Annotated in this window: 18 protein-coding genes; 7 read left to right on the plus strand and 11 right to left on the minus strand. The window is 44.7% G+C overall.

Going from position 1 to position 16,949, the window contains the following annotated elements:
• Window positions 1-132: 132 nt before the first annotated feature.
• Window positions 133-1,131 carry a lytic murein transglycosylase gene (locus IHV80_RS11600; protein WP_192889139.1) on the minus strand — a complete coding sequence of 333 codons (999 nt, stop codon included), beginning with the start codon at window positions 1,129-1,131 and terminating at the stop codon, window positions 133-135.
• A 29-nt stretch (window positions 1,132-1,160) separates the two neighbouring features.
• Complete coding sequence (locus tag IHV80_RS11605) at window positions 1,161-1,451, minus strand: YcgL domain-containing protein (RefSeq protein WP_017110315.1); 291 nt, start codon at window positions 1,449-1,451, stop codon at window positions 1,161-1,163.
• 222 nt (window positions 1,452-1,673) lie between these two features.
• Between IHV80_RS11605 and minC the strand changes: the two genes are divergently transcribed.
• The 4 genes from minC to IHV80_RS11625 all read left to right on the plus strand — a co-directional run bounded on the left by minC (window position 1,674) and on the right by IHV80_RS11625 (window position 4,064).
• Window positions 1,674-2,336, plus strand: a complete 663-nt coding sequence (minC, locus tag IHV80_RS11610) for a septum site-determining protein MinC (protein ID WP_192889140.1) — start codon at window positions 1,674-1,676, stop codon at window positions 2,334-2,336.
• A gap of 21 nt (window positions 2,337-2,357) precedes the next feature.
• On the plus strand, window positions 2,358-3,170 hold the full coding sequence (minD, locus tag IHV80_RS11615; protein WP_009848498.1) for a septum site-determining protein MinD: 813 nt from the start codon (window positions 2,358-2,360) through the stop codon (window positions 3,168-3,170).
• Between the two features lie 6 nt (window positions 3,171-3,176).
• A complete protein-coding gene (gene minE, locus IHV80_RS11620; protein WP_060982233.1) occupies window positions 3,177-3,440 on the plus strand; it encodes a cell division topological specificity factor MinE in 264 nt (87 codons plus the stop codon).
• Between the two features lie 204 nt (window positions 3,441-3,644).
• Window positions 3,645-4,064: a glycine zipper domain-containing protein gene (locus IHV80_RS11625; protein ID WP_192889141.1), complete on the plus strand. Its 420-nt coding sequence runs from the start codon at window positions 3,645-3,647 to the stop codon at window positions 4,062-4,064.
• A 70-nt stretch (window positions 4,065-4,134) separates the two neighbouring features.
• Here the strand turns inward: IHV80_RS11625 and rnd are convergent, their stop codons facing one another.
• From rnd to IHV80_RS11665, 8 genes are all read right to left on the minus strand, one after another.
• Window positions 4,135-5,259 carry a ribonuclease D gene (gene rnd / locus IHV80_RS11630; protein WP_192889142.1) on the minus strand — a complete coding sequence of 375 codons (1,125 nt, stop codon included), beginning with the start codon at window positions 5,257-5,259 and terminating at the stop codon, window positions 4,135-4,137.
• Window positions 5,260-5,401: 142 nt separating this feature from the next.
• Window positions 5,402-7,096 (minus strand): long-chain-fatty-acid--CoA ligase FadD, encoded by a 1,695-nt coding sequence (gene fadD / locus IHV80_RS11635; protein ID WP_192889143.1) that lies wholly within the window; start codon window positions 7,094-7,096, stop codon window positions 5,402-5,404.
• 106 nt (window positions 7,097-7,202) lie between these two features.
• A complete protein-coding gene (locus IHV80_RS11640; RefSeq protein ID WP_192889144.1) occupies window positions 7,203-8,129 on the minus strand; it encodes an alpha/beta hydrolase in 927 nt (308 codons plus the stop codon).
• Window positions 8,130-8,181: 52 nt separating this feature from the next.
• Complete coding sequence (locus IHV80_RS11645; protein WP_192889145.1) at window positions 8,182-8,742, minus strand: Slp family lipoprotein; 561 nt, start codon at window positions 8,740-8,742, stop codon at window positions 8,182-8,184.
• 39 nt (window positions 8,743-8,781) lie between these two features.
• A complete protein-coding gene (locus IHV80_RS11650) occupies window positions 8,782-9,087 on the minus strand; it encodes a chromosome partitioning protein ParA (RefSeq protein WP_192889146.1) in 306 nt (101 codons plus the stop codon).
• Window positions 9,088-9,221: 134 nt separating this feature from the next.
• Window positions 9,222-9,923: a tRNA (adenosine(37)-N6)-threonylcarbamoyltransferase complex dimerization subunit type 1 TsaB gene (gene tsaB, locus IHV80_RS11655; protein WP_192889147.1), complete on the minus strand. Its 702-nt coding sequence runs from the start codon at window positions 9,921-9,923 to the stop codon at window positions 9,222-9,224.
• A gap of 59 nt (window positions 9,924-9,982) precedes the next feature.
• Window positions 9,983-11,911, minus strand: coding sequence for an ATP-dependent DNA helicase (locus tag IHV80_RS11660; RefSeq protein ID WP_099165320.1), 1,929 nt, complete (start codon window positions 11,909-11,911; stop codon window positions 9,983-9,985).
• A gap of 160 nt (window positions 11,912-12,071) precedes the next feature.
• Window positions 12,072-12,272: a hypothetical protein gene (locus IHV80_RS11665; protein WP_017079481.1), complete on the minus strand. Its 201-nt coding sequence runs from the start codon at window positions 12,270-12,272 to the stop codon at window positions 12,072-12,074.
• A gap of 263 nt (window positions 12,273-12,535) precedes the next feature.
• Here IHV80_RS11665 and purU point away from each other — a divergent pair, with 263 nt between their 5' ends.
• Window positions 12,536-13,369, plus strand: coding sequence for a formyltetrahydrofolate deformylase (purU, locus tag IHV80_RS11670; RefSeq protein WP_192890766.1), 834 nt, complete (start codon window positions 12,536-12,538; stop codon window positions 13,367-13,369).
• Between the two features lie 278 nt (window positions 13,370-13,647).
• Here the strand turns inward: purU and IHV80_RS11675 are convergent, their stop codons facing one another.
• Window positions 13,648-14,244, minus strand: a complete 597-nt coding sequence (locus IHV80_RS11675) for a VOC family protein (RefSeq protein ID WP_192889148.1) — start codon at window positions 14,242-14,244, stop codon at window positions 13,648-13,650.
• A 349-nt stretch (window positions 14,245-14,593) separates the two neighbouring features.
• Between IHV80_RS11675 and argS the strand changes: the two genes are divergently transcribed.
• Together argS and IHV80_RS11685 are read left to right on the plus strand one after the other, a co-directional pair.
• Entirely contained in the window at window positions 14,594-16,327 is a 1,734-nt protein-coding gene (argS, locus tag IHV80_RS11680) for an arginine--tRNA ligase (protein ID WP_192889149.1), read from the plus strand.
• A gap of 123 nt (window positions 16,328-16,450) precedes the next feature.
• Window positions 16,451-16,879 (plus strand): HIT family protein, encoded by a 429-nt coding sequence (locus IHV80_RS11685; protein WP_192889150.1) that lies wholly within the window; start codon window positions 16,451-16,453, stop codon window positions 16,877-16,879.
• The last annotated feature ends 70 nt before the right edge of the window (window positions 16,880-16,949 follow it).

A 16,949-nucleotide genomic window follows, 5' to 3' on the forward strand; every position in this document is an offset into this window, starting at 1 on the left:
TGTGCGGCTCTATCTGTTAGCACAAGACCACCTTTTAAAATCTCTGAAATATAAAAGAAAAAGGACTCCGAAGAGTCCTTTAGTTCGTTCTGCCTATGGTAGGCCAAATGCTATTCAAAGCGACTAGGTCGATTAATCAAACTTAATTCTGTCTGCTAAGTGGCTGACCGCCAACGCAAAGTAGTAAGAACGATTCCACTTCATTAACACATTGTAGTTGCTGTAAATGAGGTACGAACGACCTGTTTCATCGTCTGGCATAATTAGCCAAGCTTTAATATCTTCATCAAGCGTTGGTAATGGGCGATCGTCAAAGCGCTTAATACCGAGTTCAGACCACTCTTTTAAGTATTTCGCTTTATCTTCACCTCGGCCTTGCATCTCGATAGACACGGTTGCCGGAACATGAACCTGACGACCCCACGTATATTTGTCATCCCAACCTGATTGGCTGAGATAATTAGCCGCCGAAGCAAATACATCTTCTTCAGTGCCCCAAATATCTTTCTTACCATCACCGTTACCGTCAGCGGCATAAGCTAAGAATGAACTTGGCATAAACTGAGGCTGCCCCATCGCGCCAGCCCAAGAGCCTTTCATCTCTTTGGGTGCAATATGGCCTTGATCAAGAATCGTTAACGCTGCCATCGCTTCGCTGCGGAACAACGCTTCTCTGCGTCCTTCGTAAGCCATTGTGGTCAAAGCGTCGATAACACTGTAATTACCCGTGAATTTACCAAAATTACTTTCTACGCCCCATAGAGCGACAATGAACCTTGGTTGAACACCGTACTCGTCACCAATACGCTTTAACGCTGTGTAGTGTTTCTTATAGAGCGATCTTGCCTGTTTAACTTTCCAATCTGGAACCGCACGTGGAATGTATTCATCCAGAGTCAGTTTCTTCTCAGGTTGGTTCTTATCTGCTTTGACAGCTCTCGGCTTAAACGTCACACCATCAAAGGCTTCTTCAATGATCGCTTCAGAAATGCCTTGCTCACGGCCTTGCTGCTTTAGCTTTTCTACATATTGTTCAAAGCTAAGCTCTTCAGCCTGTACTGAACCGATAGTCAGGCTATTACCCAATAGCAATGCTGACACGGCTAATATGGTTTTAGAAAATTTACTCAACGATCATTCCTCCTTGAATTAGGTGGCTATCACTCTTCGTCTTGAACATTCTGCTGAGCTTTACGCTCTTTATGCAGTTCAAGTTCGTTAACCGGCGGAGGCGGAACCTGCAAAAAGAAACCATCGTTTTTTAGTGACTCTTTCACTTTTTCGATGCTGACTTGGGCAAGCGTGCGGCCTTCCATTTTAATTACCATTACAAAGCTAGGTTTACCAAACATTTGCATCAGTGCGTCAGGGACTTGTGAGAAATCATCCTTTTTCGGGATATAAAGGTATGTCCCTTCTTTTTTTGAGCTTTTATATATAGAACACAGCATGACAGACCTTTTTTAAATGTTTATGGCTACAAAACTCTCACTTGTGAGTTCAATAGTTTATGTTGATGAAATATTGGGGACAAAACGTTTATTTGACAACAAGATTACTTGCTGTGCTTGGTTTGGGAATATAACATGATAAACCTAGTTTCAGGCAATGCCCTTTATCTTTAAGATGAAAGAAATTGTACCTATCCGCAATTGAGGTCCTGTAGTTTTTCGATGTCTAGTAACCCAGATCTAAAAGGTAGCAGTTTCACGCTATCTGTTTTGCACTTATCCGATGATCAAGTCGAAAATGCAGTGTCTTTTCTCCAAGAGAAGGTAGACCAAGCACCTACTTTTTTTGCCGCAGCGCCTGTTGTTATCAACATAAGTAAAGTCGCTGGCGATATTGATTTCGTCCAGCTCAAAAATGGCATATCTCAAGCGGGTATGATCCCGGTTGGTGTGGCTGGTTGCGCAGATAAGCGCATGCAAAATTTAGCCAGAGATGCAGGTTTTGCCGTCATGACAGCGAGCAAATCTCCTTCTCAAGCACCGGCGAAGATGGCTCCGATAAAAGTGGTGAGAACCCCGATACGTTCTGGTCAGCAGGTGTATGCGAAAGATGGCGATCTATTGATCCTCAGTCATGTGAGCGCTGGCGCAGAAGTAATTGCCGACGGCAGTATCCATATTCATGGTACTTTACGTGGCCGTGCGATTGCAGGCGCAAGTGGTCAAACTGAAGCAAAAATAATTTGTAATGATTTACAAGCCGAGCTGGTTTCCATTGCAGGAAATTACTGGCTCAGCGATCAAATTGAAAGCGAGTACTGGCAGAAGAAAACCATGTTCAGTATGGCAAACGATGTATTACACGTTGATGTCCTCGCAATATAAGAGAAATAAAAGGAAAACAGAATGGCACGCATTATCGTTGTAACGTCGGGTAAAGGCGGGGTAGGCAAAACGACCTCCAGTGCAGCTATTGCCTCGGGTCTGGCTTTAAAAGGGAAGAAAACCGCAGTTATCGACTTTGATATTGGTCTGCGTAACCTAGATTTAATCATGGGTTGTGAGCGTCGTGTTGTGTACGACTTCGTTAATGTTATCAATGGTGAAGCGACCCTGAACCAAGCGATGATCAAAGACAAGCGTACAGAGAACCTGTTCATTCTTCCTGCTTCTCAAACTCGTGATAAAGACGCACTAACAAAAGATGGCGTTCGTCGTGTGTTCGATGAATTGGATGAAATGGGCTTTGATTTCATCATCTGTGATTCTCCTGCGGGTATCGAACAAGGTGCTCTAATGGCGCTTTACTTTGCTGATGAAGCGATTGTAACCACCAACCCTGAAGTCTCTTCTGTACGCGATTCAGACCGTATTCTAGGTATTCTTGACTCTAAATCTCGTCGTTCAGAAGACGGATTAGAGCCAGTGAAAACGCACCTTCTACTGACTCGCTACAACCCAGCACGTGTAACTCAAGGTGAGATGCTAAGTGTTGAAGACGTTGAAGAAATTCTACACATCTCTCTGCTGGGTGTAATTCCAGAGAGCCAAGCAGTACTGAATGCCTCAAACAAGGGGGTTCCCGTTATCTTTGACGAAGCAACCGACGCAGGTATGGCTTACAATGATACTGTAGAGCGACTACTGGGTAGCCAAGTGGACTTCCGTTTCTTAACGGAACAGAAGAAAGGCATCTTCAAAAGACTGTTCGGGGGCTAATACGCAATGTCATTACTAGAGTTTTTCAGACCACAAAAAAAGACAACCGCAAACCTAGCCAAAGAGCGTTTGCAGATCATTGTTGCTGAGCGACGCAGCCATGACGACCCTGCACCGTCATACTTGCCGCAACTGAAAGAAGACATCTTGAAGTGTATTGCGAAGTATGTGGAAGTCGATCCATCAATGGTTGATCTGACTTTCGAACACAAAGATGACGACATCTCCGTATTAGAGCTGAACGTTAAGCTTCCAGAAGAAGACAAGTAACACCGACCTCACCGACTACCAGTGATTGATTCACGGCTACTCAACTATCGAATAGCCGTGAGCTTTACCTCCTACCTCTTACAGCTCCCTCTTCGCTGAATTGATAACCCTCGGTTATCGGGCATATAAACAACAATCATTTCTCTCATCAATGTTTCATTTGTATTCTCTTCCTGTACTCACAGTCCAGATAGGAATTAATTTATGTCACTCCTTAACAATAAACTCAAAGCCATGCTCATCTCAGTGGCGCTTTTTATCACAGGATGTAGCTCACCTGCACTGGACGCTGAAAATGAGAATGCTGCTAGAAACAGAGGTGCTGTTGGTGGCGCTTTAGTAGGAGCAACACTTGGCGCGCTAACTGGCGATGCAAAGCTTGCTGCACAAGGCGCAGCTATAGGCGGAGTTACCGGTGGTGTAGCTGGTTCAATGAAAGACTTAGATGACTCCCGCCAAAGTGAGAACACTCAAGTACTGGCTGATGGAATGTCTCAAGACAATCGCAGCGACGCAGAAAAAAGAGTAGCGGAGTTAGAAGCTGAAATCCGAATTCGCGAATTAGAAAAGCAATTGGCAGACACCCAAGAGCAAGACAAGCAGACCACAGACCAAGACAGCTAATCAATGAAAAAATAGGGTAAGCCCGAATGAGCTTACCCTATTTGATATATCATCATGGAGTAGAGTAATTCTACTTATCTTTTATCGCTTTATTAAGCTTCTCGCCAACCACGTCTAGACGCCAACCTTGCATTACATCAGGTAGCTTCTCTGGGTTACGATCATACTTCCAAATCCAGCTTAACACTTGGTTAAGTTGCTTCTTCGACGCCAAAAACTCAGTTGCTAAACCACTGTGTTGCGATGCTGTTTTCACTTCATCTTTCAACACTTTGAATAGTTGCTTGTAACCTGGGTAGTCCATTAGACGTTCTACTGGCGCCGGGTATTCTTCTTCTGGCGTATGTTCAGCTAACTTTACAATTGAGCTGATCTTCGCACCATGGCGACGTACAGAGCGGTAATCAAACCCTTCCTGCTCCATATGCTTAGGGTCTTTCATTGCAAATCGAGCTACAGCCCATAAGTCTTGCTCTTTAAAGACAAAGTTCAGCGCTAAATCACGCTTAATCGCTTCTTTTAAACGCCAAGTAGCTAACGGTCTTAAAATAGCTAGCTGCTGAGGCTTAAGCTGCCACGCGCCTTTAATATCAAGGTAAGCGTTGTCTGGGTTTGCTTTACGGATGCGCTTAGCCACTTGTAAATCAGACTCTTGCTGAGCCGCTTCCCACCAGCCAGCTTCCATCACTTTTTCTAGAAGCTTGTTGTACATTGGCATCAAGTAGTGAACGTCTGCTGCTGCGTAGTCGAGTTGCTTTTGAGAAAGCGGACGAGCTAGCCAGTCAGTACGAGATTCACTCTTATCGAGGTCAACACCTACAAACTCAGAAACCAACGCTGCAAAGCCAGTTGAAAGACCATGACCTAAGAAGGCTGCCATGATCTGCGTGTCAACCATTGGTGTTGGCGTACAACCAAATGCATTCTGGAAAACTTCCAGATCTTCGCCACACGCATGCAACACTTTCAGTACTGAAGTGTCTTTTAACAACCCAACAAAAGGTGTCATTTCATCAAGAGCAATAGGATCAATCAGTGACAGCGTTTCACCATCAAATAACTGAATTAAGCCTAATTGAGGGTAATAGGTTCTTGTACGAACGAACTCTGTATCAAGCATAACAACATCGGCTTCACGTGCTTGTTGGCAAACTCGCTCAAGGTCTTTTACTTGGGTAATGATTTGATAATCCACAAAAACTCTCACTGATTTTACTTTGATCGCCGGATACAAAAATGCCGACATTAACTGTCGGCATTCTAACACCATTTTTCAGCGCTCGCTTAGATTAAGCGCCTGAATGGTTTCGGGTGCTAATTTCTCGCAAACCCGAGCATTACTCACTTGCGCGTTTGGCAAGCTCTGCGTCGTTTTCTTCACGAAGCACTCGGCGCAAGATTTTACCTACATTGGTTTTTGGTAGTTCCTCACGGAACTCAATCAATTTAGGGATCTTGTAGCCAGTTAAGTGTTCACGACAGTGCGCGATAATGTCTTCTTTGGTTAGGCTAGGGTCACGTTTCACAACGTAAATCTTAACTAACTCACCAGACACTTCATGAGGTTGGCCGATAGCCGCCACTTCTAACACTTTGCCATGCAGAGCCACTACATCTTCGATCTCGTTCGGGTAAACGTTAAAGCCAGACACAAGAATCATGTCTTTCTTACGGTCTACGATGTACAACAAGCCTTCGTCATCAAACTTAACGATATCACCAGTCGATAACCAACCATCTTGGTCGATCACTTCTTTGGTCGCTTCTGGACGTTGCCAGTAGCCTTGCATCACTTGAGGACCACGAACCTGCAATTCACCGACTTGGTCATTACCAACCACTTTACCTTCATCATCAACAATACGAACTTCTGTTGATGGAACTGGTAGACCGATTGCACCTGTGTAATCTTTCAGATCGTATGGGTTACCCGTTACCAAAGGAGCACATTCGGTTAAACCATAGCCTTCAAGTAGGTGAACACCTGTCGCTTTCTTCCATTGCTCAGCAACAGCGCGTTGAACAGCCATACCGCCGCCAACAGATAAACGCATGTTACTGAAGTCCAATTCGTGGAAATCTTCGTTATTCACTAGCGCATTGAACAAGGTGTTTACGCCAGTAATTGCGGTAAACGGAACCTTTTGTAGCTCTTTAATAAAGCCAGGAATGTCACGCGGGTTAGTAATCAGAAGGTTACGACCACCCATCTCAACAAACAGTAAGCAGTTCACAGTAAGGGCGAACACATGGTAAAGCGGCAATGCCGTTACCACCAATTCACGGCCTTCTTGCAGTAGCGGGCTATATGCCCCTTTCGCTTGAAGTACGTTCGCAATCATATTGCGGTGCGTTAGGATTGCGCCCTTCGCTACGCCCGTTGTACCTCCAGTGTACTGTAGGAATGCGATATCATCGCCAGCCATAAATGGCTTCACGTACTGTAGGCGACGGCCTTTGTGCAGCGCTTTTCTGAATGAGATAGCACCCGGTAGATCGTACTTAGGCACCATGCCTTTTACGTATTTCACTACGAAGTCGACAATCGTACCTTTTGCTCGTGGCAGCATTTGCCCCAAGCTGGTTAGCACAACGTGTTTAACCGGAGTTTTATCAACAACTTTCTCTAGTGTGCTCGCAAAATTAGAAACGATAACAATCGCCTTTGCGCCAGAATCATTCAGTTGGTGTTCAAGTTCACGAGGCGTATACAGTGGGTTGACGTTCACTGCAATCATACCTGCACGCAGCACACCAAAGAGTGCAATTGGGTATTGCAGCAGGTTTGGCATCATAAGCGCGACACGATCGCCTTTCTTCAGTTTTAGATCATTCTGCAAGTAAGCAGCAAAAGCACGACTGCGCTCTTCAAGCTTACGGAATGTCATGATAGACCCCATGTTCTCGAATGCTGGTTGGTCTGCGTACTTCTGTACCGACTGTTCGAACATTTCAATAAGAGATGGGTACTGATCTGGGTTGATCGTCTCTGGTACGTCACTTGGATAACGTGAAAGCCAAGGTTTGTCCACTATGTTACTCCTCGTTTATCAGCTGACGACTGCTTCGCCGCTTTTTATCATTGCGGTATTACAGCACAGCTTTAGTGCATGAGCACTAAAAGGCTCAAACACTTGTTTAAATTTTGTTAACTACACCAAGAATTAGCTCTGAAACTAGCTCTGGGCTCTCTAAATGGCAATGATGTCCGCCAGGAACAGTCTCTATATTCAGAGAACTATGGGCTGATTTGTAGCGATTATGCTGCAAATGTCGGAATCCATCATTTCCTAAAACTATTAATTGAGGGCATTCAATAGCCGCCATGATCGCTTCAGCATGCGCTTGTGACATTCGATATAACGAGTCACATTTTAGGTTAGGGTCGCATCGCCATTGCCAAGAGTTATCGAACTCGGCAATACCTTGATCATCAGTCGCTTGATCAAAAGCAGCTTGAGCAACAACAGCTCGATCAGCAGTACTTAGCTCAACGATTCCTCGTTCAACAATAGGAGCAATAAGTTCTGCTTTGATTTGATTGGCGTGAGCTCTCAGCTTAATAGCATCCTCAAGGCTTGCTAGAGGACGTGAAGGCTTTCTTCGCTGTCGAAGACGACTGAGTACCCCATCCCTCAAGCGAGAGACTGTTTCGTGGGGAGCTTCTGAAAGAGGTCCGTGACCTTCAATTTGAATTAATCCTGACACCTTTTCAGGAAAGGCGGCACTATAGCAACTTGCGATCAATGCACCAAGTGAATGTCCTACTAGTACCAGTCTGTTTGGTGATAATTTAGTCACCAACTGATGCAAATCATCAATATAGTCGTGAAACGGATAGTAACTGCCCGACTTATGCGATGAGAAGCCATGACCAAAGAGATCTATCGCAACCAGATGAGAGTTTGGTAAAAGTGCTTCTAGATTCGAGATAACAGAAGAGAAACTCGCGGAGTTATCTAACCACCCATGAATAAAAACGACCGTCGTAGCGGTCGTTTCTGGGTTACCAATCTGTTGTGTTGCAAGCGTCCCGCTCGCAAGGGAATATGACTTTTCAATCATCGAGAGTTTGTCGCCCTTAAATTGTTCTATTCATCGAGTTCACATAACCCGACTATTCCACGTCTTGAATCACACGTCCGTGCTTAGGCATTGTCTGAAAACTACGACAATGCAAGCTTCGGCAAGAGTAATAAGTAGGAGCAAAGTCGTTGATGACGACTCGTTCCGTGATCTGCCATAAGCGTTGATTGTAGACGTTCATCACTGGGAAGGTGTAAGGATAATCACCAATGGTGCCATCTTCAGTGCCATTCGATTTACCCACTAAGGTCACTAAACGGCCTTCAGAAAAACTTAAAGGTTCAACATACCCATCAATGTAAGCGACAAAGCGCCCTTTTGGCTCGGCATCAATATCTGGCTTACCGTTACTTGAGATAGGTAAGTTAACCACTTCAACACGAGTCTTATCTTGCATATTAGTGACTTTAGCAATCACGCCACCTAAACGAACATCGCCAGCGTCTGGCACTGTGTTTACCCACTCTTGATAGTCAGTCACAACTTGTTCCGAGTTTGCATTAAGTTCTTCAGGCAAAGAGGAGCACCCCATCACCATCGAAGAGAAAGCGACAAGGAAAAATAAGCGAGATTTAGGAATGAGAGAAAACATAATGCTGGTCCTTAGAACAGGATAAATAAAAGCACGAAGCTAGATATAAATATCGACCCCAATAAGCTTCGCAAGTTCCTCTTTTTTAGCTTGATTCATCACATCCATATACTCTTCCATCGCACGTCGTCCACGCCCTTCTGGAAGATCATATTGAACCTGAGCTTTGTGAATCTCAGATTCTTTGACTTGGCGAATGGAATGCGAGACAGCATTCGCGACCTTAGTTGGCTGACCAACTGAGGTTTTTGTATCGCCTTTTTTTACCTCATTCTTTTTATTGGTTCGATTGGTTTTGGATGTATTACCTATCGAAGAAGGAGGTAAGCCGTTTATTGAAACCATGCTTAAGGAATTTTGTACCTAATTTTAATGATTTTGTATCTGGTGATAATCACAGCTCTACAAGTTAGGCAGCAGAGCCAAAGTAAGGCGTGAAACAACACGCCTTAATTGTAGTTTACTCACAAACGAGCCGCTTACTCACGACCTGGCAGTTTCTTCCACGTCACTTTATCACGCAGATAAACTGGCTCAGAGTCTTCAGCTGCAACCGCTTTGCCTTCTGCATAAGCAAATTGAGCAAGGAACGCCATATCTTGCGCTTCTGGGAACAAAACCTCACACGCTTTGGTGTTGATCGCTAGTGTATCCATGTGCTCTGCGTACGCTTCCCAGCCGGTGCCTACTTTTGCCCATGTCTCAGAATCAGCTTCAAGCTGCGCAGCCAATTCGCTTGGTGGTATAACACACTCAGCGTCAACTGCAGTCCAACGACCATCTTGTTCACGGCTGTAACGAGCCCAGTACACTTCACTCATGCGAGCATCAATCGCTGTTGCTACGTGAATTTCACCAAATTTACGGTAGCTGCCCTGCGCCATCGCTGCCAATGTAGACACACCGATCATCGGTAAATCAGCACCAAAAGCCAAGCCTTGAGCAATACCAATACCAATGCGTACTCCAGTGAAGCTGCCCGGACCTTGGCCAAACGCGATTGCGTCGATATCGGTTAAAGCGATGTTCGCTTCTTTCAGTACTTCATCAACCATAGGTAGAATTTTTTTCGTATGGTCTCGAGGAGCCTCTTCGCTACGTGCGAACACCTGGTCACCCATTACTAGTGCAACTGAACAGTTTTCAGTTGCGGTATCTACTGCAAGAATTTTCGCGCTCATTCGTGTCTCAAATATTCGTTATCTAATCTAAAAATAATGGCTAAACTCAACAATGCCAATTACTCAGCAGCGGTTGAATGGTCTTTAGCTAAGAATTCTTTAATGATCCCTAAGTCACGGGTACGTGGGATGGGCGGTAAACTCGCCAAAAACACACCTCCGTAATCACGGGTCACCAAGCGGTTATCGCAAATAATCAAAGCGCCATTATCACGCTTATCACGTATTAATCGGCCCACACCTTGTTTCAAAGTAATCACTGCGTCTGGTAACTGCACTTGTGCAAAAGGATCACCCCCTTTTAGCTTACAGTCCTCGATTCGAGCCTTAAGTAACGGGTCGTCTGGGGCTGTAAAGGGCAATTTATCGATGATAACACAGCTTAATGCGTCGCCCCTAACATCGATCCCCTCCCAGAATGCCCCCGTGGCCACCAGCAATGCGTTACCTAATTCCATGAATTCCGCTAAGGTTTTTTGCTTACTGGTCTCACCTTGCAATAGAACGGGTACAGTAAGCGTTTCACGGAATCGCTCACCCAACTCTTTCATCATGCTGTGTGAGGTACACAAGAAGAAACAACGGCCTTGATTTTGCTCAATAACGGGAGCCAGCATTCTGACCAACTTGTCAGCCAAGCCCGGGCTATTGGGCTCTGGAAGATAACGAGGCACACACAAACGCGCCTGATTCGGATAATCAAATGGGCTCGGCAATGAAAACTGTGCCGACGGCTTTAATCCAAGTCGAGAGGTGAAGTGATCGAAATCATCCGAAACCGCTAGCGTTGCTGAAGTAAACACCCAAGCACCCGGTTTAAGCTCGATTTGTTCGTGGAATTTATCGGCAACCGAAAGAGGCGTGATGTGCAAAGCAAATTGTCGTGGCGTCGTGTCATACCAATAGGAATAACCGGTAATCGACACATCACATACACGTTCGATACGCGACTTAATCATAGTTGCGCGCTCGAAGGCCGTGTCTAACAACTGGCTTCGACCCAATGCTAATTTCAATACATCGACGGCCAGTTGCAACGCATCTTGTAAACGAACCAACTCTCTCGCAATCGACTCGGACTTTAACGCCTCTCGCCAGTTACCACGAAAGCCCGTGTCGCCGAGCACAATGCGTAAATCGGCTGCTGATTGAATTAGCCTCTCGCCAACCTTTTGCAGCTGACGCATGTCTTTGGCCTCAGTGCGGTAAGCAATTTCAATATCTTTGGCTAGTTCTTGGATTTGTCGGCTTGATACTGATTGGCCGAAATACTGACTGGCGATATCTGGGAGTTGATGCGCTTCATCGAAAATAAACACATCAGCCTCTGGAATAAGCTCACCAAACCCTGTTTCTTTAATCGCTAAATCTGCGAGGAATAGGTGGTGGTTTACTACGACAACATCCGAATCCATCGCTTTTTTACGCGCTTTCAGCACAAAGCAATCAGTGTAGCTTGGACACTCTTTACCTAAACAGTTGTCGTTCGTTGAGGTAATGGTTGGAATAACCGGGCTATCTTCAGCAATGTCATCACAGTCACCTAAATCACCAGTTTGAGTCGCTGAAGACCAGCTGCGTACTTTCACCAACTGAGCTAGCAATGTTGGATCGGTATGAGTGCCATGACTTTCGATCATCTGGCGGCTCAAGCGGTCTAAACACAAATAGTTTGAACGGCCTTTCAACAGAGCAACCTGACCATAAAAACCAAGCGCATCGACCATTAATGGTAAATCACGATGAAACAACTGCTCTTGAAGGTTTTTAGACCCCGTACTGATAATAGTTTTCTTGCCACTTAGCAGCGCTGGCACTAGGTAAGCAAACGTCTTACCAGTACCCGTCCCTGCCTCAACAACCAATTGGCTTTGTTGCTCAATGGCCTGTGAGACCGCCTCAGCCATGTCCAACTGAGCTTGTCGTGGTTGAAACCCAGGGATCGCTTTACCCAGAGCACCATCAGCAGAAAACGTTTTAGATATCATAGAGTACGTGGTTTAAAAAAATAGAAGGCGAATTATGGCAGGTTTAGTGAGCCGGTGCGAATCAGAAATGACTGCGCACCGGAGGTGTCTATCGAATAGAACATGGCAGGCTAAGTCCTTCTTATCAACCTAGCCCAAAACAAATGAAAGGGTTGTTTAACTACTTTCGATTCAAATAACGAGATAACCAAGGCGCACCAGTAAAGTCAGTGTCACTTGATTGCATGGCTTTAGCAGCATCAGTCGGAGAGGCCTTGCTTTCCCACATTTCATCAAGAACGTTGCCGTCCACCTGAACATCACCAACTAATGAATTTACACGCTTACAATACAACTTTTTCGCTAGTAACTCTTTATCCATAAATGATCACCTATGCATGGCTGAAATGTTGGCTCGCTCTAGTGGGACTTGACCGAGAATGTCGATTAAAACCGTCAGAAATCTAACCTCTACCTGAATTTATTAAGCCTCTCAATTTATTAATCCCCTAAATGAACGGTAGATTTTGTTGAAACCAAATTGATAATAGATTAATTATAACGGTGATATTGCGGCTCAGTTCACCGTTCGACAGCCTGCATTAAATTTGAAGAATAAAAATATTTCATGGAAGTAAGATGCAAATGGAAAGAAAAACTTTATTAACACATTGTACTGACGCCCCAGGCCTCATCTCAAAGATCACCAACATTTGTTACAAGCACCAACTCAATATTATTCACAACAATGAGTTCGTTGATAACACTAGTGGCCACTTCTTTATGCGTACCGAGCTAGAGGGTTACTTCAATGACGAAACCTTGCTTGCCGATTTAGATCAAGCGCTGCCAGAGAATGCAAAACGTAAGCTCATTGGTTCTTCTCGCAAACGTGTGGTGATTTTAGTCACCAAAGAAGCGCACTGCCTTGGCGATATTCTGATGAAGAACTTCGATGGCAGTTTGGATGTAGAAATTGCGGCTGTTGTTGGCAACTACGATACCCTGCAAAGCTTAACCGAGCGTTTTGATATTCCTTATCATAATGTTTCTCACGAAGGACTAAACCGTGAAGAACATGAGAAGAAGATGCTTGAAGTGATCGACCAGTATGAGGCGGACTATCTGGTGCTTGCTAAATACATGCGAGTGCTGACTCCGGGCTTTGTTGAGAAGTACAACCACAAGATCATCAACATTCACCACAGCTTCTTACCAGCATTCATTGGTGCTAAACCATACCAACAAGCTTATGAGCGCGGCGTAAAGATCATTGGGGCAACGGCGCACTTTGTGACTAATGATTTGGATGAAGGCCCAATCATTAAGCAAGATGTGATCCCTGTGGATCACAACTTCAGCGCGAAAGACATGGCGCAAGCCGGTCGTGACGTAGAGAAGAACGTATTAAGTAAAGCACTAAACAAGGTGATCAATGATCATGTGTTTGTTTACGGCAACAAGACCGTGATTCTGTAAGTTGTTTTTTTAAATACGATTTCCAGTTAGAACCCAATAAAAAACGCGTAATAGGCATACCCTATTACGCGTTTTTTGTATCTGAGCATCGGAGCCTCTTTATGAGATTCCCGATTACGCTCCTTCGGTTCTATCGGAAATGACGAACTCGTCCACGCGCCCTCGAACACTCAGTCAGCCTCTAAAGATAGACTCTGGCAGACACTATCAAGTACTTCGTCATTCCGACGAGCCTAAGCGAGACCAGGGATCTCTTCTAAGAACTTACCCAAGTCAAATTAAGCCTGCTCTGATTCCACAATCTTCTTCAAAGAGTGTGGATGCAGCTTGATGCAAATCCCTTGATGCTTAAAAGCTACCGTTGGGTTATTCAAACGCTCACCCTCACCTTTCGGGCTAGAAAGTTTTATCTTAACGCCTTGCTCAGCCAAGGTTTCAAACTTAACGGCGAACTGCGGATAGGTTTCTTTAAGATCCGCTAGATACTCATCGGCCGTTTGGGCGTGAGAAGGAATCACGAACTCAACGTGCTCCCAGTCTTGAGACGGGTAAATTTTGCCTTCTGCAGGGTACGGAAGCTCTAAACACTCAATCTTCCAACCAAGACTTTGCAATGGTTCATCGAAAGCCAACACAACAATTGGACGACCGTTAATCATCGCTTCTGAAATCGTAGAGCCGTATTCAGACCATGCTTGATGTGCTGATTTCGCAAGCTCAGTTTCATTGATTCTTAATGCAATATGATCCGCTTGAGCAAAGCTTAAATTCAAACCCAATGTATTTCCTAGGTTCTCAATTTTCGCCATAAACGTATCCAGGCGCGCAATCATTTGTTGTGGTTCTAGTTCGGCTTGCTTCAGGCTCATCGTCATTGTCTTTGTTCTCCAAATAATGGCTGCATGGTATCAGTTTTACTTTCAGCAACAAGCGTTGCTTTTGCAAAAAACACTCAATTGACTCCCTATCTCAACAACCTAAATAGACAAACTCAGCTTCTCAAAAGTTGTTTGTCAAAAACCCCTCAGGAAATGTGAATTTTCTATCAATCCGGCCTATAAGAAAGCTCTCAAAATTGGTATGATTACCGCCATTTTTGTGAACTTAAACAGAGTCTGTTGTTCATTTCAGCATTAAATCGTTAACTAGACGCATAATTAGCCAAATTTAATGCCCACGAAATAACGGCCACTCTTATTCATCCTTGAATTGAAGGAAACGCGTGTGAATATCCAAGCACTGATTAATGACAAAGTATCTCAGGCTCTAGAAGCCGCTGGCGCACCTGCAGGCTCTCCTGCGGCTGTTCGCCAATCTGCAAAACCACAATTTGGTGACTACCAAGCAAACGGCGTTATGGGTGTTGCTAAACGACTAGGCACTAACCCTCGAGAATTTGCTCAAAAAGTATTGGACGTTCTAAACCTAGACGGTATCGCTTCTAAAGTTGAAATCGCAGGTCCAGGTTTCCTAAACATCTTCCTAGATGAAGCATTCCTAGCACAACAAGCAGACGCTGCACTGGCTGACTCTCGTCTTGGTGTTGCAGCAGCTGAAGCACAAACAATTGTTGCTGACTACTCTGCACCAAACGTTGCAAAAGAAATGCACGTTGGTCACCTACGTTCAACGATCATCGGTGATGCTGTTGTTCGTACACTTGAGTTCTTAGGTCACAAAGTTATCCGTGCTAACCACATTGGTGACTGGGGTACTCAATTCGGTATGCTTATCGCAAACCTTGAGCGCATCCAAGCTGAGACTGGCGAAGTTTCAATGGAGCTTTCAGATCTTGAACAGTTCTACCGTGAATCTAAAAAGCTTTACGACGAAGACGAAGAATTCGCATTAAAAGCACGTGGCTACGTAGTGAAACTGCAAAGCGGCGACGCATACTGCGCTGAAATGTGGAAAAAGCTGGTTGACGTAACGATGGTTCAAAACCAACGTAACTACGATCGCCTAAACGTATCACTGACACGTGATGATGTGATGGGTGAAAGTATGTACAACCACATGCTTTCAAACATCGTTTCAGATCTACAAGCACAAGGCCTAGCAAAAGAGTCTGACGGCGCACAAGTTGTATTCCTAGACGAATACAAAAACAAAGACGGCGACCCGATGGGCGTTATCGTGCAAAAACGCGACGGTGGCTTCCTATACACCACAACCGATATTGCATGTGCTAAATACCGTTTTGAAGAACTTGGCGCAGACCGCGTACTTTATTTCATTGACTCTCGTCAGCACCAACACTTAATGCAAGCTTGGACTATCGTTCGTAAAGCGGGTTATGTTCCTGAATCTGTATCTCTTGAGCACCACGCATTCGGCATGATGCTAGGTAAAGATGGGAAGCCATTTAAAACTCGTGCAGGCGGTACAGTACGTCTTGCTGATCTTCTGGACGAAGCAGAAGTACGTGCAACTCAGCTGATTGAATCTAAAAACCCTGAGCTAGCAGAAGACGAGAAGAAAACCATTGCGAACACAGTTGCCATGGCAGCAGTTAAGTACGCAGACCTTTCTAAGCACCGTACAACTGATTATGTGTTCGACTGGGAAAACATGCTTGCATTTGAGGGCAACACAGCACCGTACATGCAGTACGCGTACACTCGTGTAGCTTCAATCTTTGCTAAAGCTGGCATTTCTATGGACTCTCTTGAAGGTGAAATCAAAATCACTGAAGAGAAAGAGAAAGCACTTATCGCGAAACTTCTACAATTTGAAGAAGCGGTACAGTCTGTTGCTCGTGAAGGTCAACCACACATCATGTGTAGCTACCTGTTCGAACTTGCTGGTCAATTCTCTAGCTTCTACGAAGCATGCCCTATCCTTGTGGCTGAAGACGAAACCGTTAAACAGAGCCGCTTGAAACTTGCTGCACTAACAGCGAAGACAATCAAGCAAGGCCTGTCGCTTCTAGGTATCGAAACTCTAGAGCGTATGTAGCTTGATCGCATGTAATCCTCTTCTCGGATTACGATGAATAAATACAAAGGTTGATGCGAGAGCATCAACCTTTTGTTTTATCTAACGTATACTAAATTCAAGAAATCGACATGGATAATAATAATGAGCTTTGAACTTCACCCACAGTTAGCAAAAGACACCACGCTTATCGGCGAATTTCCACTAAGCTTGGCACTACTAAGCAAAGACAGCGCAGTGCCTTGGGTTATCTTGGTACCGAAACGTGCCAACCTGAAAGAGCTGCACCATTTACCAATGAAAGAACAACAACAGTTCTTGCTTGAATCTCAAGCTGTAAGCCAAGCACTAGAAGCGACATTCCAACCTGATAAACTAAACTTAGGTGCACTGGGTAACATGGTACCTCAACTGCACATCCACCATATTGCACGCTTCAAAGACGACATCGCATGGCCAGGGCCTGTATGGGGTAACACCAAAGGCGAGCAGCGTACTGAAGAAGAACAGGCAACAGTACATACTCGTATTCAGAACGTGCTATCACTAAGCTCTATCTTCAAAAAAGCGTAACGATAAAGCTAACCTTGTTGATGTCGATCTACTCGGCATCAACATTATTACTCAAGCGTAATAATAATTC

This window comes from Vibrio bathopelagicus, from assembly GCF_014879975.1.
GTDB classification, from domain to species: Bacteria; Pseudomonadota; Gammaproteobacteria; order Enterobacterales; family Vibrionaceae; genus Vibrio; species Vibrio bathopelagicus.